This is a genomic window from Hydromonas duriensis (assembly GCF_004363775.1).
Lineage (GTDB): Bacteria > Pseudomonadota > Gammaproteobacteria > Burkholderiales > Burkholderiaceae > Hydromonas > Hydromonas duriensis.
Map to the genome: position 1 here is coordinate 106,860 of NZ_SNZE01000001.1, position 22,502 is coordinate 129,361.

The following is a 22,502-nucleotide window of genomic DNA, read 5'->3' on the forward strand; positions in this document are numbered from 1 at the left end:
GAGCACAGCGAGCAGCTCAATTGCCTCGTTATCAACGCAGACATCGACTGCCTTGAGCACGACCGACAGTTCGATTGAATCATTGTCTACATCAAGTTCAACGGGATTGAGTGCGACCAACAGTGCAGTGGCGTCTTTGTCGACACAAACCTCAACAGCCTTGAGCACAACAGACAGTTCAATTGAATCACTGTCTACATCAAGTTCAACGGGATTGAGTGCGACCAATAGCGCGGTGGCGTCTTTATCAACTATGACTTTTTTGGGTTTGAGTACGTCTTATAGCTCAATTGCGTCGTTGTCCACGGTTACATTCACAGGGTTTAGCACTGTTAATATTGCAATTGCATCATTATCAACGCAGACGGGCAGCACAGTAGCCTCTTTATCCACTGTTGTTTCTTCAGGTATTTCCTCTGTGATGAGTAGTGTGGATAGCTCTGTTGCCTCGTTGTCCACATTAACAGAAACGAATGTCTCATCTTTGTCGACCACGACATCGACAGGATTGAGTACGACAAACAGTGCGGTGGCGTCTTTATCAACGGCGGTTTCCTCAATAGCTACAGCCACATTGAGTACAGCCAACAGTGCGATAAGTTCGTTATCTACCATGACTTCAACAGGTTTTAGCAATGTGGACAGTGCGGTGGCGTCTTTATCGACGACGGTCTCATCCGTAGCTTCAACCACATTGAGTACGGCGAATAGTGCGATAAGCTCATTGTCAACCATGACCTCAACAGGTCTTAGTACCACCAATAGTACGATAGAGTCATTGTCTACCGCGACATCAGCAGGCTTGAGTGCGACAGACAGTGCGGTTGCATCTCTATCAACGACGGTATCATCTTTGGCCTCAACTTCATTGAGTGGAGCTAATAGCACAATAGCCTCTTTGTCAACGATGACCTCAACAGGCTTTAGTACCACAGATAGTGCAATTATGTCTTTATCGACAGCACATGAAGAGCAGAGCACCTCCGCTCGTGATACCGTTACAACGCTCTCAACGACAGTCACCATGTTGTCTACTACATTTAGTACGAGCGATAGCACAATTGCCTCTTTATCCACAACGGTAAGCACCATTTATGAAAAAGGCACGAAATACTTCCATGCCAACTCAACCGAGGCGGATTCGGTGGCGAGTGGGCTTAATTCGGTTGCTATAGGTCCCAATTCTGTTGCCAGCGGCACCAACTCGGTGGCTCAAGGCAATGGTGCAACCGCCAGCGGTACCAATTCGATGGCCTTGGGTACCAATGCCAATGCTTCGAGTGATAATTCTGTGGCTTTGGGTTCAAACTCAGTGGCCAATGGGGCAACATTGAGCAATACCGCGTACAACCCAGGCTCGGGCGCGATCGCAGGCACTACGCCCGTGGGTGAGGTGTCTGTCGGTGCAGCGGGGGCAGAACGACGCGTTACCAATGTGGCCGCGGGCTCGGATGATACAGATGCGGTGAACGTGAGTCAGTTGCGTAGTATGGCAGGCATGATTAATACAAATGTTGACCAAAAACTCAACGATTTAGATAATAAGATGTCGGCGCGTGTTGCCGCCTCGCTGGCGCTTGAAGCCGCTCCTTATATCCCAGGTAAGTTGACCTATTACTCAGGTGTTGGTTATAGCGGTGGACAAACAGCTTTAGGGGTTTCATTGCGAAAAACGGCGGATAATGGTCGCTGGTCAATATCGGGTGGTGTGGCTGGCTCTGATAAAGGTGGGGTTAATGCCCGTGTTGGTTTTGCGGGAGTTATTGGAGACTAGTTGGAGTGAAAAAAAGTTGGGGGCGTTGTCCCTCAATACTGTGGCATCAACCAATAATCAAATTTAGCTATATAGCTCAATTGAAGTTTAGAGGATTTAAAAATGAAAACACATCAACAACTCATATCCGCTACAGGCCTGATTTTGTCTTTATTTGCTGTGGGCGCGCAGGCGCAAAACACGGCGCAGGATTCTGCAGCCGTTCGTTTCCCTGAACTTAAGTACACGTACTTAAAAACGGGCGATTTTGTTAATGTCGATAACTTAAAAAATGTCGGTACAGGTTTACATAAAGACCAAGTCCGCCGTTTATTGGGCAATCCACATTTTAGCGAAGGCATTGGCAATCCGCATGTTTGGAATTATGCGTTTAACTTCTATATCGGTGCTGCGGGTGGTCAATACATCACTTGCCAATATCAGGTGCAATACGATGATAAATATCGTGTCAAAGCCACTTATTGGAAAGATGGGCAGTGTGAGAATGCCTTGTCTACCAAAAAAACAACTCCTGAGCCGATGATTCCTGTAAATATACCCGTCACTTTGCCCGTGACTTTATCTGCCGATGGTTTGTTTGCCTTTGGTCGCTCAGATTTGAACAGTTTGCAAGTATCAGGTCGTGCAAGCTTGCAGCAACTGGCCTCAAAAATAAACTCAAGTTCAGCTCAATTGAACTCAGTTTCAATTGTGGGTTACACCGATCGCTTTGGTTCGAGAGCGCAAAATCAAGCATTATCAGCGGCACGCGCTGCATCGGTGAAAGCATATCTGGTGCAACAAGGTGTGCCTGCTCACTTAATCCAAACCGAAGGTCGAGGGGCTTCAAATCCTGTGGTGAATTGTCCTGGTGCAAAAACACCTCAGGTCATCGCTTGTTTGATGCCCAATCGGCGCATTGAGGTGTTTGTGAAAGGAGAGTTCAAGTAAGAAACCGTCAGCGTTTGCGTAAGTTTATTGAAAAATCCCGCTTCAAAGAAGCGGGATTTTTATGGGTTACATTGCTTTACCTGTTTTAGTCGAAGTTTGTCATAGGGGGTCAACTTTAACTTTAAGTGCTGGTTGAATTGAATAGACAGAGTGTTTACATTACCTAAAAAAATAGCCCTTTTGTGTTTTTAACTCCCTTGACTGCTCTTTACTGCTTGCTTCGTACTTTAAAGAGCTTATTTAAACTCAATTCGGCGTGCATCCAACATGGACACATCGCCATTACTGCATGCCCACACTCGTTGACCTAAAGCTGAGGTGGTGGTTTCCCCATTGTCTTGCCAAGTCGTCGCGCGAGCCAGTCGGGTGGCATCGTCACCTTGTTCTGAAAGCGGGTAGCGGCATGGCATGAAAGCGGGGAAGTTAGTGCCGTCGCGTAATGTGAAGTGAGCAATACCCCACACCAAATCACGCAAATCATCAGGAGCTGATAGTTCGACTGATTGTACGGTTTCTAACGCCAGCCACATATACTGACCTTTGACAATGACTTCAAACATTGGTCCGATGCGTGAATCGCTGTCAATCCACCAGTCAAAAGAGTGTTCTCCATTGTCTGTGGTGAAAGTGCCTGCATAGTCGGGTATTTGCGCAAAAGTGGTTTGGCGAACCTCGTCCGCATCGTCCCAGCGGCTTTGAGCGGATAGCCCCATTGCTTGAACAACGCCTGCGCTCCAATCAGGTGGTTCTTGTAAAAAATGGGGCAGTGATTCGCCTGCGAATACTTTACCGCGTTGTACTTCGGCGCGAATCAAGTCGCCATATATACGCGCCATAGGCGCGAGCGACTCGTCAAGTTTAGCGAGCGTTTGCAATTGCTGTAGGGCACGCTTCCATTGACCCATGACAATCATGAGTTGAAAAAGGAGAAAACGTTTGTTGGTCGAAGATGGGTGCTTTTTGACATCTTGTTCGGCAGCGTTGAATGCTTCTTCGAGTGTTTGACCATTTAATAGTGCGGCTAGTTTACCGCTATCGGGCATGTTGGTTTGAGTTTCGGTTGTGGTGCTCATGCGTCCTCTCGTTGTGTTTGTATAAAAATGTTATTGAGTTTTTTAATTCTGGCTACTGCTCAGTTGTAATATCCATGGCGGGCTTGGGTGGTGCTTTTTTTAGAGCGTTTAAAATCTCATCCGAAGACACTTTGTCACCGAGTGATGCGCTAAAGTTGTTGAGCCAATCGTCTTTGGAGTTGAGAGAGGCCTCCTTCGTCGTGGAGTTGATTTTGCCCGATGTTGTTTGGCGCGAGCGTTCAACGTTGGGCACAGAAAAATGTCCATCCATACTGCTGGTGTGGTGTTCTTTTTGAGTAAACTCGGGCGTCACATTTGGAATGTGCGCTCGGAGTTCTTGGTGTTGCAAGCTAAACAGTCGCAAAGGTTCGACATTGGTTTCAGCACTAAATAACTCATAGTCGTCAACATCAGTCAAGTCAGGCATGGCTTGGTCGATTTTTTTGCTGCTGGCGAGCAGTGCGTTAATGTTGGTTAAGTTGTCCAGCGGCAACATACGTTCTTGTCTGTGGTTGTCGATGGCAAACAAGTGGGCAAGTTCTGGGATGGGCTGATTATTGATAAAATCTTGCGTGGTTTGTCCTCGCCAATAATCCGTATTTTTACTGAGTAAAGATGGGTTAATGATGGCCAGTTCGCTTTCTATCGCCAGCTGGTCCAACACGTCTAGGTCTTTAGTGGATTTCCCCGTAGTGCCCGCTTTGAGCGCGCTTAGGCGTGAAGAATCTGACTGAACTTCACGAAAAAAAGACTGTTCGTCAAAGTGGGTGCCAAGCCCCAAATCTTCAAAAGTGGTTTTGTCTTCAAGGTGGGCTTGTCCAATGTGATGCACAGCACCCCTCTGTGGGTCTGAGAGAGCGATATTGTTGTCGCTTAATCCTGTAGAGGCAAGGTCGTCAAGTAGGAGGAGCTTTTTGAGTTCATCAGTGTCGTTTAAAGATTGGTGGTCGCTGACGCATATTTGGCATAAACCAATCTCAATAATGCTGTTGTTTCTGAGAGGATAAGCTTTGTTAAAAGAGAGTTTTTGCCCATCAAGCGTGCAGCTGAATGAGTTGTGGATGCTTTTAATTTGCCAACAACCATCGACATAAAATAGCTCTAAGTGTTTGTCCCCAACATAAAATTCCTTTGCATCATATTGAGCAAATAGGGGATGAGCGGCGCCGATGACCATTAAGTCCCCAGTGGTCGTCCAATGGGTGTGTTCAACTTGCTTGCCTTGCACGCGTAATAAAGTGAGGGTTAGTTTGGAGTGGCTGGGCGTTTGACTCATTCGATGACTCTAGTGTTTGATTAATGCTGTAAAACTTCAGTTTAATGCGTTGATTGTATATCAATGTGGTTGGAATAATTGGAAAATAGCATGTATACTTTGCCATCGCAATAAAAAAATAATTTAACCTTCTATAGAAGACAATATGGATCCGTTATTACTCGATTATTATAATAAGGAATTGATTTATCTTAGGGAGATGGGAGCTGAGTTTGCTCAGTTGCATCCCAAGATTGCCAGTCGCCTCGGAATGAAGGGCATTGAGGTGGCTGATCCTTATGTAGAACGCTTGCTTGAGGGCTTTGCCTTTTTAGCGGCGCGCACCCAAATTAAACTAGACTCAGAGTTTCCGCGCTTTACCCAAAGGTTGTTGGAGGTCATTTACCCCAATTACTTATCGCCAACGCCGTCCATGACCGTGGTGCAGGTCAATCCGAGTCCGAGCGAGGGTGATTTAAGCAAGGGTTTTCTAGTGTCCAGAGGGACACAGTTTTATAACCGCATTCGTGGCGAAAGCGACACAGAAGTGGTTTTTAAAACAACTCAAGATGTTCAGCTTTGGCCTATTTCGATTAAAACTGCCAAACTCACGGGCACACCACCAGATATTGTTCATTTGGATCGTTACGTTCCGCCGACGCAAACAGTCAAAGGCGCTCTGCGTTTTGTTATCAAAATTGATGGTGATCAGACTTTTAGCAAATTAAAAGACTTGGATCGTTTGCCTGTCTACCTTAAGGGTGAGGAGCGCATTGCCAGCCAGCTGTTTGAACTTATTCATGCACACAATGTCACGACTTTGGTCTGTCAGCCTGGAAAGGTGAATGATTCGCCTTATGTGAATCATCATGGGGTTGAATTGGAAGGTTTTGAGCCTGAGCAAAGTGTTCTTCCTTTGCATTGGAATTCATTTCACGGCCATAATTTGATTCATGAGTACTTTGCGAATCCAAATCGATTTTACTTTTTTGCTCTCACAGGCTTGGCAGAGGGGTTGAGTAAAATTGACGGCAAAGAAGCTGAAATTGTTATTTTACTGAATGACTCTTCAGAGGGTTTAGCGCCTCATGTCGATGTGGAGCAGTTTGCCCTGTTTTGTACACCCGTGATTAATTTGTTCGAAAAACAAGCCGATCGTATTGAGGTCACGCCAAAACAAACAGAGTTTCATTTGGTGATGAATCGCCAACGACCGCTGGATTACGAAGTGTACAAAGTCACAGAAGTCATGGGGCAGGATGCTGTTTCGTCTAGTGATTTTTTATTTAGGCCGTTGTTTGAAACACTCAACCAAGATATGGGCAATTATGGACGCTATTTCTCGGTTAATCGTGAAATGCGTTTGGTGTCGGATTCCGCTCGCAAGTATGGGGCGCGAACACAGTATATTGGCTCTGAGGTGTTTTTAAGTCTAGTCGACCAGTTTGAGGCACCGTTTTCAGATGAAATTCGTTACTTGTCGGTCACAGCCGAAGTCACTAACCGCGACTTGGCGGTGCTGATGCCGCGTAATGGCCGTAATGACCTGCATTGCAAACTGTCAATTCCCAGTAAAAATATTGGTATCATTCGTCCCATTTCGCCGACTCGAGCGCCTTTTGCATTACGTGAGCGAGCTTGGCGCTTGATTCGTCAATTGAGCTTTAATTATCTACCTTTGAGCGAATTGGACGGACGTGAGGGTGGGCAGGCTTTACGGGACTTGTTGTCGCTATTTGTTGCCCATCAAGACGAAAATGCCAAACGTCAAATAGACGCTTTGTTGGCCAGCCAAGTGACAGCGGTCAATCGCCGTTTGCCTGGCAAGGGGCCTATTGTGTATGGTCGTGGTGTCGAGTGTGAAGTGACGATTGATGAAGAAGGCTTCTCAGGTAACAGCCCGTTTTTATTCGGCTTGGTTTTAGAGCATTTTATTTCAAAACATGCCTCGGTCAATGTGTTTACCCAGATGACGTTGTCTAGTTTACAAAGAGGACATATTCATCGCTTTGCCAACCGCATGGGTCGCCGTACTGCCGTTTAGATATAGGGAAAACCAATGAATCAAAAAGTGCCACTGACACGCAAAGCTAAAATGGAGGAGGAACAGCAATTAAAACGGCGTCCCAATGACCATTTGTTGCCAACTTTGTTTGATCGACTCTTTGATGATGCTCCCCGACGTAAAGGGGAGTTGGCCTCTGAATATACGGTGGATAAACGTCGCATGATGGAGATTGTTCAACGTGATTTGGCCTTTTTGCTCAACACCAGTTCCGCCGAGCCAGATATGGATCGAGAGCGTTACCCGTTGGTCGCAAAATCGGTCATCAATTATGGTCTGCCTCCTCTTGCGGGTGAGCACATGGCGAGTAAGACGTGGCGTGAAATCGAGGCAATTGTTCGTCGAACGATTTTAGATTATGAACCACGCATTTTGCCAGATACGTTATTTATTTATCCTTCTAAGATGAAAGATAAAGAGGCAGACAAAGCGTATAACATGATGTCTTTTATGGTTAAAGGACAAATTTTTTTAGAGCCGTACCCAATGGAATTTACTGTGCAAAGTATTTTGGATTTGGAAAGTAATCGGTTTTTAATGCAAAAAGTAGGTGCTTGAGGGTAGATTATGACCGAGACAACGGCAAAGCAACAGCAAACCCATCGTTATATTCACAACGCTCAAGAACAGCCGTGGAACCACGGCTTTACGCGTATGTTGCGTTGGTTTGGTGCGCGCTATCATTTTTTGCCCGCGGTGGGTGCAGCAGCGAAGCCTTCCGAAGAGGTTTTACGTATCGGGCAGTTGCCCAGCTTGATTTTTAGTCCGCGTGAAATTGCTGAAGTGAGCATTCAAAAAGGCAAAACTCACGTTAAAACCTATGGTTTGGGCTTGTGGGGGCCGAATGGACCATTGCCTTTACACTTTAGTGAAATGGCGATGCATCGCCGCGAAATGCAGCATGACCATACCTTAACTAACTTCATTGACATATTCCATCATCGCTCAATGAGTTTGTTTTATCGGGCGTGGGAGATTAATCAAAGTACTGCGGGTTTAGATAGAAAACATAACGAGCGATTCTCTCGCTATTTGGCATGGTTGACAGGTAATGACCTGACGGAAATGTCGACAACGCATTTGCCCACTCATGCACAATTGTCAGCCGCTGCGCACATTAAACATCAGTCCAAAAACCCATCGGGCATCGCTCAGACTTTGTCTCAATATTATCAAGTGCCTGTTGAGTTGGAAGAGTACTATTTTAATTGGATTACAGTTGACCAAGAAGATTGTACTTATTTAGCAAGAGGCGGACGCTCAGGTTCAAATGCCAGCTTGGGTCAAGGTGCCATGCTAGGCGAATATGTACCCGATAAGCAAAGTGCTTTTTTATTGACGATTGGGCCGTTAAGTTTATCTCAATACTTACGATTTTTACCTAATGGCGATGACCTGGGTTCTTTGATTGATTGGGTGCGAGCTTTTACAGGGCTTGAATACATGTGGATGCTCAAATTGTTGGTTAAGCAAGACGAAGCAACGCCAACACAGCTTGGTGGTACTCAACAATTGGGTTGGAGCAGCTGGATGTCGGGCGACGAAAGTGTTCAAACCAAGTCCGTGACGGGTATGTTGTTTGAGCCCGAAAAATACATTTCTTTAGTCAAACAGCTGAAACGCGAAAAAGAGCATAAACAGCTCGTGCCAGCGTCAGTCAACTAAATTAACTTAGCTAAAATAAAAACAGATAAAGGATAGTGTCAATGAACGAGTGGTTAAATGCACATGCTAAATTATTAGAACCCATTAGCGCGGACTTGCCATGTGGTCATGATCTTGAATATGACCAAGATTTTATTTTGTTATTCGCCACTGTTGAGCCTAAAACTGAAGCGCAATACGGTGATTTCACCAGCGAGCCAGAAAGTATAAACTGGGGTGAAGTGGCTAAAAATACCGAATCTTTGTTACAGAGAACAAAAGATATTCGCTTAATTATTCTGTGGTTGCGTGCGCAAATCAATGTCAATGGCGCACGAGGTTTAGCGACAGGTTTGAGCTTGCTTTATTTTCATATGCAAAAGTTCTCCGATGCCTTGTTTCCGATGGTTGTCATCGACGGTGAGCGAGATGAGCTGTATCGCACCAATGCACTCCTCGGTTTAAATGATGTTGAGACCATTTTAAGCGAGGTTCGTCAAATATTTCTAAGTCGAAGCAATGCATTTCGTTTACAAGTTCGGGATGTTGAGCGTGCATTGGCATCACCTAGACCATCCGATGCCATGCCGATTACCACAGTTGTTCAGCAACTGAATGTATTGTTGGACTCAGAAAGCGTCGAATTAAAAGCTTTAGAGGATTCTAGTCGTTTAATTAAAGACATCCAAAAATTGGCCAATGAGCAATTGCCAGATTTTTCACCAAACTTTGATGCGCTCATCAAAATTTTGAGCTGGTTTGATGCTGAAATGCCAATGGCTTTGCAAAAACACGGGCTGGTTAATCCTAGAAATTTAATCGCTCAAGAGCAAAAAACGCAAGAAGCGACAGAGGAATCCGCTGAACAGGCTCGCAGTAGCAACTTAAATTTCTTAAATGCCTCGCATGACGCAGCCAGCGGTCGTAGCCATGCGCAAGGTTTAATTCGACAAGCGCGTTTGTGGTTTGTACAAAATGAGCCCAGTAGTCCAGTTGTTTTGTTGCTCCAGCAAGCCGAGGGTTTGATTGGCAAACCCTTTGAACAGGTGTTTCAAGCCATTCCAGCGGATTTGGTCGAGCAGTGGCGGAATAGCAGCTTGGACGAGTGAGGCTTGAGTTAAAATAAAGAAAAGGGCGAATTCAAATTCGCCCTTTGTTTTTTTTGAGTGATTTTTGATTTAATCAGTGTTGTTCTCAGGATAGTATTTCTTTTGTTTTTAATTTGAGTTGGCTGGAACAATCTTAGTGAAAATGCAAAAACCGCGTCCAAGATTGATTGCGTGTCTCTGCATTGTTATCGGCATCATTCTTAAGACGTTGTTCCACTTGTACACGCTGTTGTTTAGACAGGCTTGCCCATTCCGCCATACGCTCTTGCGCATTGTCTCGTTGGCTGCTGTTCATGCTTTGCAAGCGAGGCACGTGCTGTAGCCATTGTTGGCGTTGAGTGGTGGGAATTTGCTCCCAAGTGCTACGCAAAGGGCGCAGCATGGCTTGACTGTTGGCATCCAAGTCATCCCAGCTTTGTGCATAGGCAGTGACCGAGAACAGGCTAATAAAGCTCAGGCCAAGAGTCATCATCATGATCGATAAAGGGCGCATACCGTATTTAGCGCAGGGCTTGGATGAGGGTGTTTTTTTCAGCATGGTTCGCCGTTCCTGTTGAAGAATGGTTGCTCGTGTTTTGTTTGTCTTTTTCAATGAAGTTGTTAAAGTCCTGATTTAAATAGGCTTGTAGCGGAACTTGCTCTTGCAAAATAGCGTCAATATTTAAAGCGTTAACCGAGTCTGTTGGACTCGAAAGAGCCGTTGGGCTCATGGGCGAATCTATGGTCACATTATTTTGGGTTGTTTCGACGGCGATAAGGGCCAAGCAAAGAGTGGGAGCGGCAAATAACACTTTTGCCAGTGACGGCATGCGTTGCAACCAGTCAAGCATGCCATCATTGTGTTGGGGGTTGTTCTTGACGAGAGATGTTGAGGTTTGACTGAGGGCTTGTACACGCGCTGCACGCAAGCGTTCGTTGATGTCATAGGTTAAATGTTCGACACTTGAATCCAAGGTGCGACGCGTCAAACGAACTGCTTGCGCAAGTTCTTTGAGCGTTAAGTCTGTTGTTTTTTGGATGGAGTGTTGAGTTGGATTCATGATGTAATTCCTAGTTCTCGCAAAGCTTTGGCTAAACTGTGGCTGGCGCGTGAGCAGTGTGTTTTTACGCTGCCCTCAGAGCAACCCATGATTTCTGCGGTTTCAATCACACTGAGTTCTTCCCAATAACGCAGCAAAAAGGCTTCTCGTTGACGGTCAGGTAAGTTTTTTATCAGTTCTTCTATTATGTTGAGCATTTCTTCGCGTGAAACGGTGTCTTCCGCAGAAATCGTGTGGTTTTCAGAGTTGCGCGCCAGTAAATTTTCTAAAATGTCAAAGCCTGCCTCATCATCAGCGGATTGTTCAAATTCAGAAAAAGTAGGTGTCCAGTAGTTTCGAACTTTACTGCGGCGAAAGTGATTGTGAATGGCATTTTGTAAAATACGGGTGAACAACATCGGCCACTCGGCGGGAGGCTTGTCTGAATATGTTTTGACTAAACTGAACATCGCGTCTTGCACAATATCGAGCGCATTTTCCTCGTTGCGAACGGCAAACAGAGCGTGTTTGTAGGCACGTCGTTCTACGCTGGCGAGAAATGCATCCAATGACTGATGCACGATGTTTGAATTATTTGGTGAAAAATCTGTCATTTTGAGTGCAAAAGGCTGCTTTTAATGTCGACAGCTTTTTGCCTTAAATTTCTTGAGTGTGAGTGAGGTAGTCTTGCCCGCGTGAGGCATAGTGATGCGCGTTATTGGGCAAAGCGGCTATTTCTTCCTCGGTCAGTAAACGCGCCATTTTAGCAGGTGAGCCGACAATCAGTGCGCCATCAGGGAAATTTTTTCCTTCAGTGACTAAAGCGCCCGCGCCAACAACGCTGTTTTTGCCAATCGTGGCACGGTTGAGGATAATTGCCCCCATGCCAATCAAGCTGTTATCATCCACCGTACAGCCGTGCAAGGTCACCCCATGCCCGATTGTGACGTTCGCGCCGATGCGAAGGGGGCAGCCGATATCGGTGTGTAAGATGCTGTTCTCTTGGATGTTGCTGTTTTCGCCAACGGTAATGGTTTCGTTGTCGCCACGTAAAACCGAGCCGTACCATATGTTCGCGCCAATGTGCAGAATCACTTTGCCAATGAGAACGGCGGTTGGTGCAACGAAAGTTTTTTCAGCAACGATGGGTGCGTGCTCGTGAAAACGGTATAACGGCATGTTTTTACCCCTTTAAAAGCGGTTAGAATAACGATAAATAACGAATAACAAAAAACGTATAACGAATTTTTATTTTTGTATGCGTTTTTTAACTATACGGACTTCACTGCTATGACGCAAGTTTTACCCCCTTTTGATGTTCATTCGACTCACTCGGTTGAGTTGCGTGAGGCTGCTTTATGGATTTTGGCAGTAAAAGATGTGGGCGAAAAGATAAAAGCGTGTGAAACGTTGCAAATGGTGGTGAAATCAGGCCGAGTACATGTCGAGGTTGAGCGTGCATTTTTAGATAATGAGGTGTTTCTTCAGCACACCCCAGGACGACCCGCACGCCCTGAATTATTGTCGGCTTTAGATGTACCGCGCCGTCGTTCAAATACCCTCGAAGGTCGATTGGCAAATTTACACGCACTGACACACATCGAGTTTAATGCCATTAATCTTGCTCTGGATGCGATGGTGCGTTTCTCAGGCTTACCCGAAGCGTATTATTGGGATTGGTGGACGGTTGCCGTTGAGGAGGCGTATCACTTTACGTTACTGCGCAATCATTTGCAAAAACTCGGTGCGGATTATGGTGATTTTGCCGCACACAATGGGTTGTGGGAAATGGCGGAAAAAACCAAAGACTCTTTAGGCGATCGCATGGCCATGGTGCCTCGTACATTAGAGGCGCGCGGTTTGGATGCGTGCCCCGTGATGCGAGATAAATTAGCCGCACAAGGCGACGAGCGCGGTGCTGAAATTATTGACATCATTTTACGTGATGAAATTGGCCACGTGGCGATTGGCAATCGATGGTTTTTATTTGCTTGCGAGCAAAATAGCGTGCATCCCGTGATGCATTACAAAGTGCTGGCCGAGCGACACAATGCGCCGCGCTTACGCCCGCCTTTTAATATCGCGGCACGTCGCGCAGCGGGATTTTTTGAAGAAGAGTTACAAGCATTGGCGGACTTATGACACAGACCCAAGCAGATATTCGTGCAACGCCTATTTTACGTGCGGCTCAAGGGCCGATTTTGACTTCGGTGGCGCGTGCGCCGATTGGCGTGTTCGACTCAGGCGTAGGTGGGTTAAGTGTTTGGAAACATTTACGAGCGACCTTGCCACACGAAGATTTTATTTATGTGGCCGATAATATCAACAGTCCCTACGGAGATAAAAGTGAATCGTGGATTCAGGCGCGTATGGTGCAGATGTTTGACTGGTTTGTTGCTCAAGGCTGTAAAGCGATTGTCATCGCGTGCAACACCGCCACAGCCGCTGCCGCAACACATTTACGAGGGATGTATCCAGATGTTTTTATCGTGGGCTTGGAGCCCGCTATAAAACCTGCGCTCGCGTTAACTAAACATAAAACCATTGCCGTGCTCGCCACTGCTGGTACTGTGAGCAGTGCTAAATACGCGGCTTTGCTTCAGCGCACGGTTTTGCCAGAGTTAAATGTCAACGTTTTGTCCATTCCGTGCGTGGGCTTGGCCGAACGTATTGATGCGGGTGAGGCGGATAACCCTGACACCTTGGGACTGATAGCCAATTATCTTGAGGCGGTGAAAAAAGCCAATGTCGATGTCGTTGTGCTCGGTTGTACCCATTATCCTTTTGTGGTGCAGCACTTTCGAGCATTGCTGAACGAGCATGTAAAAATTATTGATAGCGGTGCGCCAGTTGCTCGTTATACCAAGGACGTATTGAGTGCTCGAGAAGGATTAAACCCAAAAAATGAGAAGGGTTCAAGCCAGTGGTATGCGTCATACATTACGCCTGACACCAACGCAAGGTGGGCGATGCTCACGGGTGAACAAGACGTGCATGTGCAAAAAATAACACTGTGATTTCAAAGCAATCGGCTTTTTGTTGCTACGCAAAAAGGGTGGACAAGAGCCAAGTGCGCTGGTAAAGTGCAAGCACAGGGCAGACAAAATGAATGAAAAAAATTTTTCATTCATCTTCACCAATACAATACAGGAGCACAAAATTATGCGTAAACGCAGTGAACAACGCGTCATTAAAAAATACCCTAATCGCCGCCTGTATGACACACACACCAGTACATATATCACACTGGTCGATGTCAAACAAATGGTTTTGGACAACGAAGCATTTGAAGTGGTTGATGTTAAAACCAATGAAAATTTGACGCGCAGCATCTTGTTGCAAATTATTTTAGAAGAAGAGTCGGGCGGTTTCCCTTTATTTTCCTCTACAGTGTTATCTCAAATCATCCGTTCTTATGGCAACGCCATGCAAGGCATGTTGGGCAGCTACCTTGAAAAAAACATGCAAGCGTTTGCCGAAATTCAAAACAACCTCTCCTCACAAACTCAGCAGGCGATGAATAATGATGCTTGGCAGCAATTATTATCCATGCAAGCCCCTATGATGCAAGGCATGATGGGAAACTATATCGAACAAAGTAAAAATATGTTTTTGCAAATGCAGGAGCAGATGAACCAACAGGCCAGTGTGATTTTTAAAAACTTACATCAAAAGCCCGATGATAAATGAATGTACTTGCGTGAATTCAGTCTAAAAAAGCCCCCAATGGGGCTTTTTTGTTTTTTAACCCCTTTGTTTAATTGATAAAACAAAGTGATTTTTTATTGCAAATATATTCATAGTACACATATGTTTATTTTTTCAGTTCAGCCCCTTGTAAGAATTGAGGACTAAATTGTGTTTGTGCCCATTCGATGGGTATGTAAAATTTTAATAACATGTTAGCGGGCAAGCCCCACATAAACAGGAGACGACAATGAAAGATAATCTTGTAGAAAAGATTGAGTCCAATGCCAATTATCAAAAATTGGTTAAGACTCGTTCAGGATATGGATGGATGCTGACGTGGTTAATGATGATTGTGTATTACGGTTATACATTGCTCAACTCTTTTGACAAAGAACTGATGTTTAAAAAGATGGGCGACGGTGTCACCACGTGGGGCATGCCAATTGGTCTATTTGTCATTGTGTTCACCATCGTGATTACAGGGTTGTACGTTCGCCGTGCCAACACTGAGTTCGATGCGTTGACAGAACAAATTCGTAAAGAGGTGCTGTAATGAAACTGATGACAAAATTAGCGTTGAGCGCAGGTGTTTTGGCGACTTCAAGCACAGTATGGGCGGCAGGAGCAGATTTGGGTCAAGCTGAAAAGCAAGCCACTAACTGGACTGCCATTATTATGTTTGTGGTTTTTGTGGTCTTTACTTTGTTTATTACCAAATGGGCGGCAGCGAGAACGAAATCAGCTGCCGATTTTTATACGGGTGGCGGTGGTATTACAGGTTTTCAGAACGGTTTGGCCATTGCGGGTGACTACATGTCTGCCGCATCGTTTTTGGGTATTTCGGCGGCAGTTATGGCCAACGGTTATGATGGCTTGATTTATTCCATCGGTTTCTTGGTCGGCTGGCCTGTGATTACCTTTTTGATGGCGGAACGTTTGCGTAATTTGGGTCGTTTCACCTTTGCTGACGTGGCTGCTTATCGCTTTCACCAGACGCCAGTGCGTGTGTTTGCCGCGACCAGTACTTTGGTGGTGGTGGCGTTCTATTTGATTGCGCAGATGGTGGGCGCGGGGCAGTTGATTAAGCTCTTGTTTGGCTTGGAATACTGGCACGCGGTGGTGATTGTCGGCGCTTTGATGATGGTGTATGTCTTGTTCGGTGGTATGACGGCAACGACGTGGGTGCAAATTATCAAGGCCTGTATGTTGCTGGCAGGTGCGAGTTTTATGGCTTTTATGGTGATGGCCCAATTTGGTTTTAGTTTTGAAGCTCTGTTTGCCAAGGCGGTTGAAATTAAAGCCATGGTTGCGAGTAAAGATGCGAAACTTATTGCGGATGCCACGGCTGCTGGTAAGGATGTGGCCGAAGCGGCTGCGGCGAAAGGCTTTGCAATCATGGGGCCAGGCTCTTTCATCAAAGACCCCATTTCAGGCATTTCTTTTGGTATGGCGTTGATGTTCGGTACAGCGGGTTTACCACACATTATGATGCGCTTTTTTACTGTACCGAATGCCAAAGAAGCGCGTAAGTCAGTGTTTTGGGCGACCACTTGGATTGGTTATTTCTACATCTTGACGTTCATCATTGGCTTCGGTGCGATTGTCTTGGTGAGTACGAATCCAGCATTTTTGGATGCCAAAGGTGCATTGCAAGGTGGCGGCAATATGGCTGCGATTCACTTGGCCAATGCGGTGGGTGGTAATATTTTCTTGGGCTTTATTTCAGCGGTTGCCTTTGCCACTATTTTAGCGGTTGTGGCGGGTTTAACTTTGTCTGGTGCTTCAGCGGTTGCACATGATTTATATGCCACTGTGATTAAAAAAGGCAATGCCAGCAGTTCGGATGAATTGCGTGTCTCTAAAATCACGACTGTCGTTTTGGGCGTCGTGGCTGTGGCCTTGGGCATCGCATTTGAGAAACAAAACATCGCATTCATGGTGTCTTTGGCTTTCGCGATTGCCGCATCAGCAAATTTCCCTGTGTTGTTTATGTCTGTCTTGTGGAAAGGGGTCACAACCCGAGGTGCAACCATTGGAGGCTTCTTGGGCTTGATTTCTGCGGTGGGCTTAACCGTGATTTCTCCTGCGATTTGGGAGGCGGTTTTGATGAATCCTAAAGGTTCTGCCATGTTCCCGTACACTTCGCCCGCCTTGTTCTCTATGGCGATTGGTTTCATCGGTATCTGGTTCTTCTCAATCACCGATAAATCAGCACGTGCGGCGGTTGATAAAGCTGGCTTTGCAGCACAAAAAGTTCGCTCAGAAACAGGTATTGGGGCAGCAGGTGCTTCAGGTCATTGATTCATCATTTAAATGAATGATGTGAATATTGTCATTGTCATTTAAAAATAAAGCCCTTGGAAAACAAGGGCTTTATTTGTTAGATGTTGAGTTACGTTTAGATGATGCACCGATGTTTATTGTGCAGACGCTGCAGGTGCCGCAGGTGATGTGATGGGGGCTGGCAATTTAGTAAAAGTCTTGGCCACAGCTTTATCAATCAGGGGCAATAAACTTGACAAGCTTTGTCCAGTTACGTCTGCTTGAGCAACGCCTTCCCAAACCAGTTGATTGGCATTTGTGTCGACCAAATCAATATTTAAAGTACCGTTGTCATAGTTTCGTATGGTTGTATAAGCACCACCAAATCCATCGTATAAACCATAGCGATAACCATAGTAACCACTAACTCCGTAAGTTGGGGCGGGCATGAAAGAAGTTGTGGCGTAGGTTTCTTGAGTGATGTTGGTGTTCAGGTTGACCAACAGTTGGGGTTTTGTGTTTGTCAAGGTAAACCCGCGCGCTTGCATTTCTCTGTTCACGTACTCTTTTAAGTGGCTGGTGAGCATGGATTCTGTACCTTGTTTTTTATCGGTACCCAGGGGGCTAAAATAGCTATAGGTATGGTATTTAGAAAAATCGGTGCCAGGTCGTGCAACACCCGAAACATCAACAGATGCGCAACCTGTTAGTAAAGTGTAAGCAACAGCAGTGCTACACAAGGTTTGAATAAGTTTAGTACGCATGGGGGTTCCTCTCTTGGATTATGTATCGTTTTTCGAATAGATGTGGATTGATACTTTTTTACTGAAATTAAAGTTTATCATTGTTGTGAAAAAAGACCCGTCAAAGGTGTGTTTTTTTCGGTGTTTTAGTTTTTTTCATCGTTTTAATGCTGTTTTTGGCGTTAATAAGGAGCGTATATGCCCAACTCTTTCGATTTTTTTACCCCACCTTTTGACACCTTGACGGTGATTGAGCAAGACAAGGTGCGTCAGTCCTTGGATGTGGCGTATTACCCAAAAGGTTCTGAAATCGTGGGTGTGGAGGTCAGTGAAGACACACCTTTGCATCTGATTTTAAAAGGAGAGGTGCATCAGCTTCGGGGCAATGCTTTTGTGTCATCTTTTGGTGAGCAAGATTGGTTTGATGGAAAATTAGTCATGATGGGGCGCACAGAGTTTCGTTATGTCGCCGCTGAAGAGGTGGTCAGTTATTTATTGCCAGCATCGTTGATTAAACAACTTGCGGTTGAAAATGCCCTGTTTGGTTCTTTGTTGTTTGCGGATATTTCTGAGCGGCTTAATGCAGCAGCGATGCATGACAAGCGTCGAGAGCTGCACAGTTTGGCGATGGCAAGGGTGAAAGATGCGTATTTGCGTAAGCCCCATTTTGTTGAGGCTCATGTCAGCGTGGTTGAGGCGACGCGGGTTTTGCGTGAACGCAACGCATCGCATGTATTGGTGCAAGACGGTGAGCGGGTCGGTATTTTTACCAACACCAATTTATGTGACGCGGTGTTGCTTAACCGAGATTTGAACAGCATGCCCGTGCGTGAGGCGGCGCGTTTTGAGTTGTTGACGATTGACTTGAATGATGAAATCACAGAAGCCCTGCTTATTATGATTCGTCATCGCATCCATCGCTTGGTGGTTATGGATAACAATCAGATTGTTGGTGTTTTAGGGCAGCTGGATTTGATGAGCTTTTTCTCGAATCATTCTCACCTTATTGCGCAACAAATTGATATGGCGCAAGACATTGAAGAGTTGCGCGTGGCGAGCTCACAAATTGAAAAATTCATTCGCACGCAACATGGTTCAGGGACAAAAGTATCCGTCATTGCCCGCATGGTGCAAGAGCTGAATTTACAAGTGTTTAGTAAGTTGTGGTCGCTGCTGGCGCCGATGGATGTGCAGTTGAATACCTGTGTGTTGGTTATGGGCAGCGAAGGGCGTGGCGAACAAGTCCTGCGCACCGACCAAGACAATGCCTTACTGATTCGAGATGGTTTTGAATACGATGGTTTGGCTCAAGTGTGTGAACGCATGAATGAGGAGTTAAGCATCATGGGCTATCCATTGTGCAGTGGGAACATGATGATGAATAACCCGCTGTGGCGTCAACATTGCAGCGTTTTTAAAAAAACTATCACAGGCTGGATTTTTTCAAGTGACACGCAAGCCCCTGTGTATTTATCGACTTTTTTAGATGCCAAAGTGGTGTGCGGAGATGACACTTTATTCAATGATGTAAGAAATCATTTTTTATTGGGGCAGCGCGATTATGCGGGGTTTATCAATCGCTTTGCTCAAGCCATCAATATGTTTGGTGATGCAGAACCCTCTTGGTGGCGCAAGTTTTTGCCGATTGGCGGGCATGACGAAATGGAATTGGACTTGAAAAAAGTCGGCATTTTTCCCGTTGTGCACGGGGTCAGAAGTTTGGCTTTGGAGAAAGGCATTGTCGCAACCAGTACCAAGGCGAGAATTGAGGCTTTGGTGCAGATGGGGGTGTTGGACGTTGAAACAGGGCGTAATTTAATTGAGGCCTTGTATTTCTTTTTGGCCGTGCGCTTAAAAAACAGCTTAAATTTGACCATCGAGCAAACGGGTTCAGCCGTGAATCCTAAAGATTTAAGTGCTTTAGACCGAGACTTGCTCAAGGACTGTTTGAATATCGTCAAGGACTTTAAGGTGTTCGTCTCACAGCATTTTCATTTGGAGGCATTTTAAAATGGAAGTCACCGCGTTGTCCTCAAAGGTATAACAATGAAATCAGCTTGGCAAAACTGGAAAAACTATTGGTACAAACGCCATTTGACTGTATCTGATTATGCATTCTTGTTCGACACACCGCCAGAGAATGAATGGGTCAGCATCGATTGCGAAACCACAGGGTTGGATGTTAGGCATGACCATATTCTAACCATTGCGGCAGTGAAAATCGTGGGCGAGCGCATCATGAGTAGCGAGCGGCTTGAATTGATGTTGTGCCCATCCAGTCGGGTCAGCCCAGACAGCATCCGCATTCACCACCTGCGAGAATCGGATGTGCAAGGCGGGATGTCCGCACAACAGGCCACGGATAGATTGTTGCGCTTTATTGGCTCACGTCCGTTGGTTGGCTATAACATCAAGTTTGATCAAAGCATGATAAACCGCCTTGTTGCCCCGATTATTGGCATTGCCTTGCCCAACCCAACCATTGATATTGCACCGATGTTTCATCAGCTTCGCCAGCAACAACTCGGGCATGGTGATATAGATTTAAGTTTCGCCAATATCACGCGCACGCTAGATTTGCCCACATGGGCTGCACATGATGCTTATAACGATGCGCTTATGGCCGCTTTGGTCTTTTTAAGTTTGCGTCATCGGTTGATGTAATTGACATTGATGCTCTAAAAAGAGGCACAAAATTCAATTTGCACCAAAATAAAGCAATAAAAAACACAGTTGCACCAAAAAGAACCTATAACCGCAACAATGCTTGCCTTAATATGCAAGGGAAGTTAAATAAAATGCGGATATAAGTAAACACAAATCAATAGGCGAATACAGACATCACAGGTATCTCGCCATTGGTCACGTTGGTCAATTTTTTACACGTTGATATTGTTATTTTTTAGGAGGAACCATGAGTGCCGTTGCAAAAGTCATGCAGTTGATTAAAGACAATGAAGTCAAATTCATTGATTTTCGATTCACCGACACCAAAGGTAAAGAGCAACATGTGTCTGTACCTGTCTCGGCGTTTGATGAAGACAAGTTTGAATCTGGCCAAGCGTTTGATGGTTCGTCAATCGCGGGTTGGAAAGGCATTGAAGCCTCGGACATGTTGTTGATTCCAGACCCAACCACTGCGAACCTAGACCCATTTACAGCAGAAAGTACTTTGATTCTAACCTGCGACGTGATTGACCCCGCCGATGGCAAAGGTTACGAGCGCGACCCCCGCTCCATCGCTAAACGCGCCGAGGCTTACCTCAAGTCAACGGGCATTGGCGACACCGCATATTTTGGCCCAGAGCCTGAGTTTTTCATTTTTGATTCGATTCGTTACAAAACCGACATGCAAGGCTGTTTCGTGCGCATTGGTTCAGACGAAGCGGGCTGGTCATCTTCAGTAAAAACTGAAGGAGGCAACTTGGGCCATCGCCCCGGCACCAAAGGCGGCTACTTCCCTGTCGCACCGACCGACACATTCCAAGACATTCGTTCAGAAATGTGCTTGTTGCTCGAACAAATGGGCATTCCCGTCGAAGTTCACCACCATGAAGTCGCGGGACAAGGGCAAAATGAAATTGGCACAAAATTCTCTACTTTGGTACAACGCGCGGATTGGACTCAAGTATTGAAATACATCGTGTTTAATGTCTCTCATGCGTATGGCAAAACCGCCACATTCATGCCAAAACCAGTCGTCGGTGACAACGGCTCAGGCATGCACGTTCATCAGTCCATTTGGAAAGATGGTGTGAACACCTTCGCGGGTGACGGCTACGCGGGTTTGTCAGAAACGGCTTTGTACTACATTGGCGGCATCATTAAACACGCTCGCGCTTTGAATGCAATCACCAACCCGTCGACCAACTCGTACAAGCGTCTCGTGCCACACTACGAAGCCCCTGTGAAATTGGCGTATTCGGCGAAAAATCGTTCCGCCTCAATTCGCATTCCATTCGTCGCGAATCCGAAAGGTCGCCGCATTGAAGCGCGCTTCCCAGACCCAATGGCGAATCCGTACTTGTGTTTCTCGGCCTTGTTGATGGCAGGTTTGGATGGCATCCAAAACAAAATTCACCCAGGCGACCCAGCGACAAAAAATTTATATGATTTGCCGCCAGAGGAAGATGCGCAAATTCCAACCGTGTGCACGAGTTTAGAGCAAGCTTTAGAGGCTTTGGACAAAGACCGCGAATTTTTGACGCGCGGTGGCGTGTTCACTGATGCGATGCTCGACGCATACATCGCGTTGAAAATGGAAGATGTGAATAAAATGCGCATGACCACGCATCCTTTGGAATTTGAGATGTATTACAGTCTGTAAGCCTAAGCAGGTATAGGCTTTAAAAATCAGGGTAAACGACTTGTGTTGATTAAAGAGATGAAGCCAAGTTGTTTACCAGTTGATTGTTTTGTTATTCATAATTTTATCAATAGAGAGATTCGTTTTATGAGCGCTTGGAGCAAGTCTTATAGCCATGATATTGAAGCTGAATCCTCTGTTGTTTGGAGTGTGTTGATTGATACCGCCACTTGGAAAGACTGGAATGCTGGTGTTAAGTCCATTCAAATAGAGGGTGATTTTATTGCAGGCACTCATTTCGCAATGGAGTTGCCTGACGGCGATATTATTCATAGCAAATTGGTTTCTGTTGTGGCGCAGCAGCGCTTTACTGATGAAAGTAAGTTGGGTGAAACGATTATTCAGGTTGAGCATCGTATCGAGCCTATTGCCGAGAACAAAACTCGCGTTATTTACGCTATTGATGTGCGTGGACCCGAATCTCAAGTTATTGGCGAAGCCGTGAGTGAAGATTTTCCTAGCGTGATGGAAAATTTAGGCAAATACATTGCTCACAAACGTAATTAAGCTAAAAAGAGAGAAACCCGTACTGAACAAATTCCTAAAAAATGGAAAAAAGGCTTCTTTTCTCG

Annotated in this window: 23 protein-coding genes; 15 read left to right on the forward strand and 8 right to left on the reverse strand. The window is 45.7% G+C overall.

Annotation, left to right across the window (positions count from 1 at the left end):
- Positions 1–279 precede the first annotated feature (279 nt).
- Complete coding sequence (locus tag DFR44_RS11630; RefSeq protein ID WP_246012012.1) at positions 280–888, reverse strand: hypothetical protein; 609 nt, start codon at positions 886–888, stop codon at positions 280–282.
- Between the two features lie 58 nt (positions 889–946).
- On the opposite strand from DFR44_RS11630, the gene DFR44_RS11635 reads away from it, so the two are divergent.
- Both DFR44_RS11635 and DFR44_RS00490 read left to right on the forward strand, forming a co-directional pair.
- The gene (locus DFR44_RS11635; protein WP_246012009.1) at positions 947–1,774 is read left to right on the forward strand and encodes a YadA family autotransporter adhesin; all 828 of its coding nucleotides are present in this window, start codon (positions 947–949) and stop codon (positions 1,772–1,774) included.
- A 102-nt stretch (positions 1,775–1,876) separates the two neighbouring features.
- Positions 1,877–2,704 carry an OmpA family protein gene (locus DFR44_RS00490; RefSeq protein ID WP_133618745.1) on the forward strand — a complete coding sequence of 276 codons (828 nt, stop codon included), beginning with the start codon at positions 1,877–1,879 and terminating at the stop codon, positions 2,702–2,704.
- A gap of 236 nt (positions 2,705–2,940) precedes the next feature.
- On the opposite strand, the gene DFR44_RS00495 is transcribed toward DFR44_RS00490, so the two are convergent.
- Together DFR44_RS00495 and DFR44_RS00500 are read right to left on the reverse strand one after the other, a co-directional pair.
- On the reverse strand, positions 2,941–3,777 hold the full coding sequence (locus DFR44_RS00495; RefSeq protein ID WP_133618746.1) for a type VI secretion system accessory protein TagJ: 837 nt from the start codon (positions 3,775–3,777) through the stop codon (positions 2,941–2,943).
- Positions 3,778–3,829: 52 nt separating this feature from the next.
- Positions 3,830–5,053 (reverse strand): TagK domain-containing protein, encoded by a 1,224-nt coding sequence (locus tag DFR44_RS00500; protein WP_133618747.1) that lies wholly within the window; start codon positions 5,051–5,053, stop codon positions 3,830–3,832.
- A gap of 145 nt (positions 5,054–5,198) precedes the next feature.
- On the opposite strand from DFR44_RS00500, the gene tssF reads away from it, so the two are divergent.
- Genes tssF through DFR44_RS00520 form a run of 4 tightly spaced genes read left to right on the forward strand, consistent with a single transcriptional unit; the run spans position 5,199 to position 9,850 of the window.
- A complete protein-coding gene (gene tssF, locus DFR44_RS00505) occupies positions 5,199–7,076 on the forward strand; it encodes a type VI secretion system baseplate subunit TssF (protein WP_133618748.1) in 1,878 nt (625 codons plus the stop codon).
- Positions 7,077–7,091: 15 nt separating this feature from the next.
- Complete coding sequence (tssE, locus tag DFR44_RS00510; protein WP_246011997.1) at positions 7,092–7,655, forward strand: type VI secretion system baseplate subunit TssE; 564 nt, start codon at positions 7,092–7,094, stop codon at positions 7,653–7,655.
- Positions 7,656–7,664: 9 nt separating this feature from the next.
- The gene (tssG, locus tag DFR44_RS00515; RefSeq protein ID WP_133618749.1) at positions 7,665–8,762 is read left to right on the forward strand and encodes a type VI secretion system baseplate subunit TssG; all 1,098 of its coding nucleotides are present in this window, start codon (positions 7,665–7,667) and stop codon (positions 8,760–8,762) included.
- A 41-nt stretch (positions 8,763–8,803) separates the two neighbouring features.
- Entirely contained in the window at positions 8,804–9,850 is a 1,047-nt protein-coding gene (locus DFR44_RS00520; RefSeq protein WP_133618750.1) for a type VI secretion system protein TssA, read from the forward strand.
- Positions 9,851–9,983: 133 nt separating this feature from the next.
- On the opposite strand, the gene DFR44_RS00525 is transcribed toward DFR44_RS00520, so the two are convergent.
- The 4 genes from DFR44_RS00525 to DFR44_RS00540 are packed head-to-tail and all read right to left on the reverse strand — an operon-like array spanning position 9,984 to position 12,048.
- Positions 9,984–10,343: a DUF3106 domain-containing protein gene (locus DFR44_RS00525; RefSeq protein WP_162845101.1), complete on the reverse strand. Its 360-nt coding sequence runs from the start codon at positions 10,341–10,343 to the stop codon at positions 9,984–9,986.
- A gap of 7 nt (positions 10,344–10,350) precedes the next feature.
- Positions 10,351–10,890, reverse strand: a complete 540-nt coding sequence (locus DFR44_RS00530) for a DUF3619 family protein (RefSeq protein WP_133618752.1) — start codon at positions 10,888–10,890, stop codon at positions 10,351–10,353.
- Positions 10,887–11,483 (reverse strand): RNA polymerase sigma factor, encoded by a 597-nt coding sequence (locus tag DFR44_RS00535; RefSeq protein WP_133618753.1) that lies wholly within the window; start codon positions 11,481–11,483, stop codon positions 10,887–10,889. Before DFR44_RS00535 ends, DFR44_RS00530 begins: the two co-directional genes overlap by 4 nt.
- A 43-nt stretch (positions 11,484–11,526) precedes the next feature.
- Positions 11,527–12,048 carry a gamma carbonic anhydrase family protein gene (locus DFR44_RS00540; RefSeq protein ID WP_133618754.1) on the reverse strand — a complete coding sequence of 174 codons (522 nt, stop codon included), beginning with the start codon at positions 12,046–12,048 and terminating at the stop codon, positions 11,527–11,529.
- A 111-nt stretch (positions 12,049–12,159) separates the two neighbouring features.
- On the opposite strand from DFR44_RS00540, the gene DFR44_RS00545 reads away from it, so the two are divergent.
- The 5 genes from DFR44_RS00545 to DFR44_RS00565 all read left to right on the forward strand — a co-directional run bounded on the left by DFR44_RS00545 (position 12,160) and on the right by DFR44_RS00565 (position 16,860).
- Positions 12,160–13,011: a ferritin-like domain-containing protein gene (locus DFR44_RS00545; RefSeq protein WP_133618755.1), complete on the forward strand. Its 852-nt coding sequence runs from the start codon at positions 12,160–12,162 to the stop codon at positions 13,009–13,011.
- Positions 13,008–13,886, forward strand: coding sequence for a glutamate racemase (murI, locus tag DFR44_RS00550; protein WP_133618756.1), 879 nt, complete (start codon positions 13,008–13,010; stop codon positions 13,884–13,886). Before DFR44_RS00545 ends, murI begins: the two co-directional genes overlap by 4 nt.
- A 145-nt stretch (positions 13,887–14,031) precedes the next feature.
- A complete protein-coding gene (phaR, locus tag DFR44_RS00555) occupies positions 14,032–14,559 on the forward strand; it encodes a polyhydroxyalkanoate synthesis repressor PhaR (RefSeq protein ID WP_133618877.1) in 528 nt (175 codons plus the stop codon).
- Between the two features lie 247 nt (positions 14,560–14,806).
- On the forward strand, positions 14,807–15,112 hold the full coding sequence (locus DFR44_RS00560; RefSeq protein WP_133618757.1) for a DUF485 domain-containing protein: 306 nt from the start codon (positions 14,807–14,809) through the stop codon (positions 15,110–15,112).
- A complete protein-coding gene (locus DFR44_RS00565) occupies positions 15,112–16,860 on the forward strand; it encodes a cation acetate symporter (RefSeq protein WP_133618758.1) in 1,749 nt (582 codons plus the stop codon). The genes DFR44_RS00560 and DFR44_RS00565 overlap by 1 nt, the downstream gene beginning before the upstream one ends.
- Positions 16,861–16,976: 116 nt before the next feature.
- Here the strand turns inward: DFR44_RS00565 and DFR44_RS00570 are convergent, their stop codons facing one another.
- Positions 16,977–17,585: a DUF4136 domain-containing protein gene (locus DFR44_RS00570; protein ID WP_133618759.1), complete on the reverse strand. Its 609-nt coding sequence runs from the start codon at positions 17,583–17,585 to the stop codon at positions 16,977–16,979.
- Between the two features lie 177 nt (positions 17,586–17,762).
- Here DFR44_RS00570 and DFR44_RS00575 point away from each other — a divergent pair, with 177 nt between their 5' ends.
- The 4 genes from DFR44_RS00575 (at position 17,763) to DFR44_RS00590 (ending at position 22,437) form a co-directional block, all read left to right on the forward strand.
- Positions 17,763–19,574, forward strand: a complete 1,812-nt coding sequence (locus DFR44_RS00575; protein ID WP_133618760.1) for a DUF294 nucleotidyltransferase-like domain-containing protein — start codon at positions 17,763–17,765, stop codon at positions 19,572–19,574.
- Positions 19,575–19,610: 36 nt separating this feature from the next.
- The gene (locus DFR44_RS00580) at positions 19,611–20,228 is read left to right on the forward strand and encodes a 3'-5' exonuclease (protein WP_133618761.1); all 618 of its coding nucleotides are present in this window, start codon (positions 19,611–19,613) and stop codon (positions 20,226–20,228) included.
- A gap of 250 nt (positions 20,229–20,478) precedes the next feature.
- Complete coding sequence (gene glnA, locus DFR44_RS00585) at positions 20,479–21,891, forward strand: type I glutamate--ammonia ligase (protein ID WP_133618762.1); 1,413 nt, start codon at positions 20,479–20,481, stop codon at positions 21,889–21,891.
- 42 nt (positions 21,892–21,933) lie between these two features.
- Positions 21,934–22,437 (forward strand): SRPBCC family protein, encoded by a 504-nt coding sequence (locus DFR44_RS00590; protein ID WP_133618763.1) that lies wholly within the window; start codon positions 21,934–21,936, stop codon positions 22,435–22,437.
- Positions 22,438–22,502 lie beyond the last annotated feature (65 nt).

Excerpts from the sequence above, each read along its gene's own strand:
- DFR44_RS11635 (WP_246012009.1), top strand. The coding sequence starts at position 947 with ATGTCTTTATCGACAGCACATGAAGAGCAGAGCACCTCCGCTCGTGAT.
- DFR44_RS00490 (WP_133618745.1), top strand. The coding sequence starts at position 1,877 with ATGAAAACACATCAACAACTCATATCCGCTACAGGCCTGATTTTGTCT.
- DFR44_RS00495 (WP_133618746.1), bottom strand. The coding sequence starts at position 3,777 with ATGAGCACCACAACCGAAACTCAAACCAACATGCCCGATAGCGGTAAA.
- DFR44_RS00500 (WP_133618747.1), bottom strand. The coding sequence starts at position 5,053 with ATGAGTCAAACGCCCAGCCACTCCAAACTAACCCTCACTTTATTACGC.
- tssF (WP_133618748.1), top strand. The coding sequence starts at position 5,199 with ATGGATCCGTTATTACTCGATTATTATAATAAGGAATTGATTTATCTT.
- tssE (WP_246011997.1), top strand. The coding sequence starts at position 7,092 with ATGAATCAAAAAGTGCCACTGACACGCAAAGCTAAAATGGAGGAGGAA.
- tssG (WP_133618749.1), top strand. The coding sequence starts at position 7,665 with ATGACCGAGACAACGGCAAAGCAACAGCAAACCCATCGTTATATTCAC.
- DFR44_RS00520 (WP_133618750.1), top strand. The coding sequence starts at position 8,804 with ATGAACGAGTGGTTAAATGCACATGCTAAATTATTAGAACCCATTAGC.
- DFR44_RS00525 (WP_162845101.1), bottom strand. The coding sequence starts at position 10,343 with ATGCGCCCTTTATCGATCATGATGATGACTCTTGGCCTGAGCTTTATT.
- DFR44_RS00530 (WP_133618752.1), bottom strand. The coding sequence starts at position 10,890 with ATGAATCCAACTCAACACTCCATCCAAAAAACAACAGACTTAACGCTC.
- DFR44_RS00535 (WP_133618753.1), bottom strand. The coding sequence starts at position 11,483 with ATGACAGATTTTTCACCAAATAATTCAAACATCGTGCATCAGTCATTG.
- DFR44_RS00540 (WP_133618754.1), bottom strand. The coding sequence starts at position 12,048 with ATGCCGTTATACCGTTTTCACGAGCACGCACCCATCGTTGCTGAAAAA.
- DFR44_RS00545 (WP_133618755.1), top strand. The coding sequence starts at position 12,160 with ATGACGCAAGTTTTACCCCCTTTTGATGTTCATTCGACTCACTCGGTT.
- murI (WP_133618756.1), top strand. The coding sequence starts at position 13,008 with ATGACACAGACCCAAGCAGATATTCGTGCAACGCCTATTTTACGTGCG.
- phaR (WP_133618877.1), top strand. The coding sequence starts at position 14,032 with ATGCGTAAACGCAGTGAACAACGCGTCATTAAAAAATACCCTAATCGC.
- DFR44_RS00560 (WP_133618757.1), top strand. The coding sequence starts at position 14,807 with ATGAAAGATAATCTTGTAGAAAAGATTGAGTCCAATGCCAATTATCAA.
- DFR44_RS00565 (WP_133618758.1), top strand. The coding sequence starts at position 15,112 with ATGAAACTGATGACAAAATTAGCGTTGAGCGCAGGTGTTTTGGCGACT.
- DFR44_RS00570 (WP_133618759.1), bottom strand. The coding sequence starts at position 17,585 with ATGCGTACTAAACTTATTCAAACCTTGTGTAGCACTGCTGTTGCTTAC.
- DFR44_RS00575 (WP_133618760.1), top strand. The coding sequence starts at position 17,763 with ATGCCCAACTCTTTCGATTTTTTTACCCCACCTTTTGACACCTTGACG.
- DFR44_RS00580 (WP_133618761.1), top strand. The coding sequence starts at position 19,611 with ATGAAATCAGCTTGGCAAAACTGGAAAAACTATTGGTACAAACGCCAT.
- glnA (WP_133618762.1), top strand. The coding sequence starts at position 20,479 with ATGAGTGCCGTTGCAAAAGTCATGCAGTTGATTAAAGACAATGAAGTC.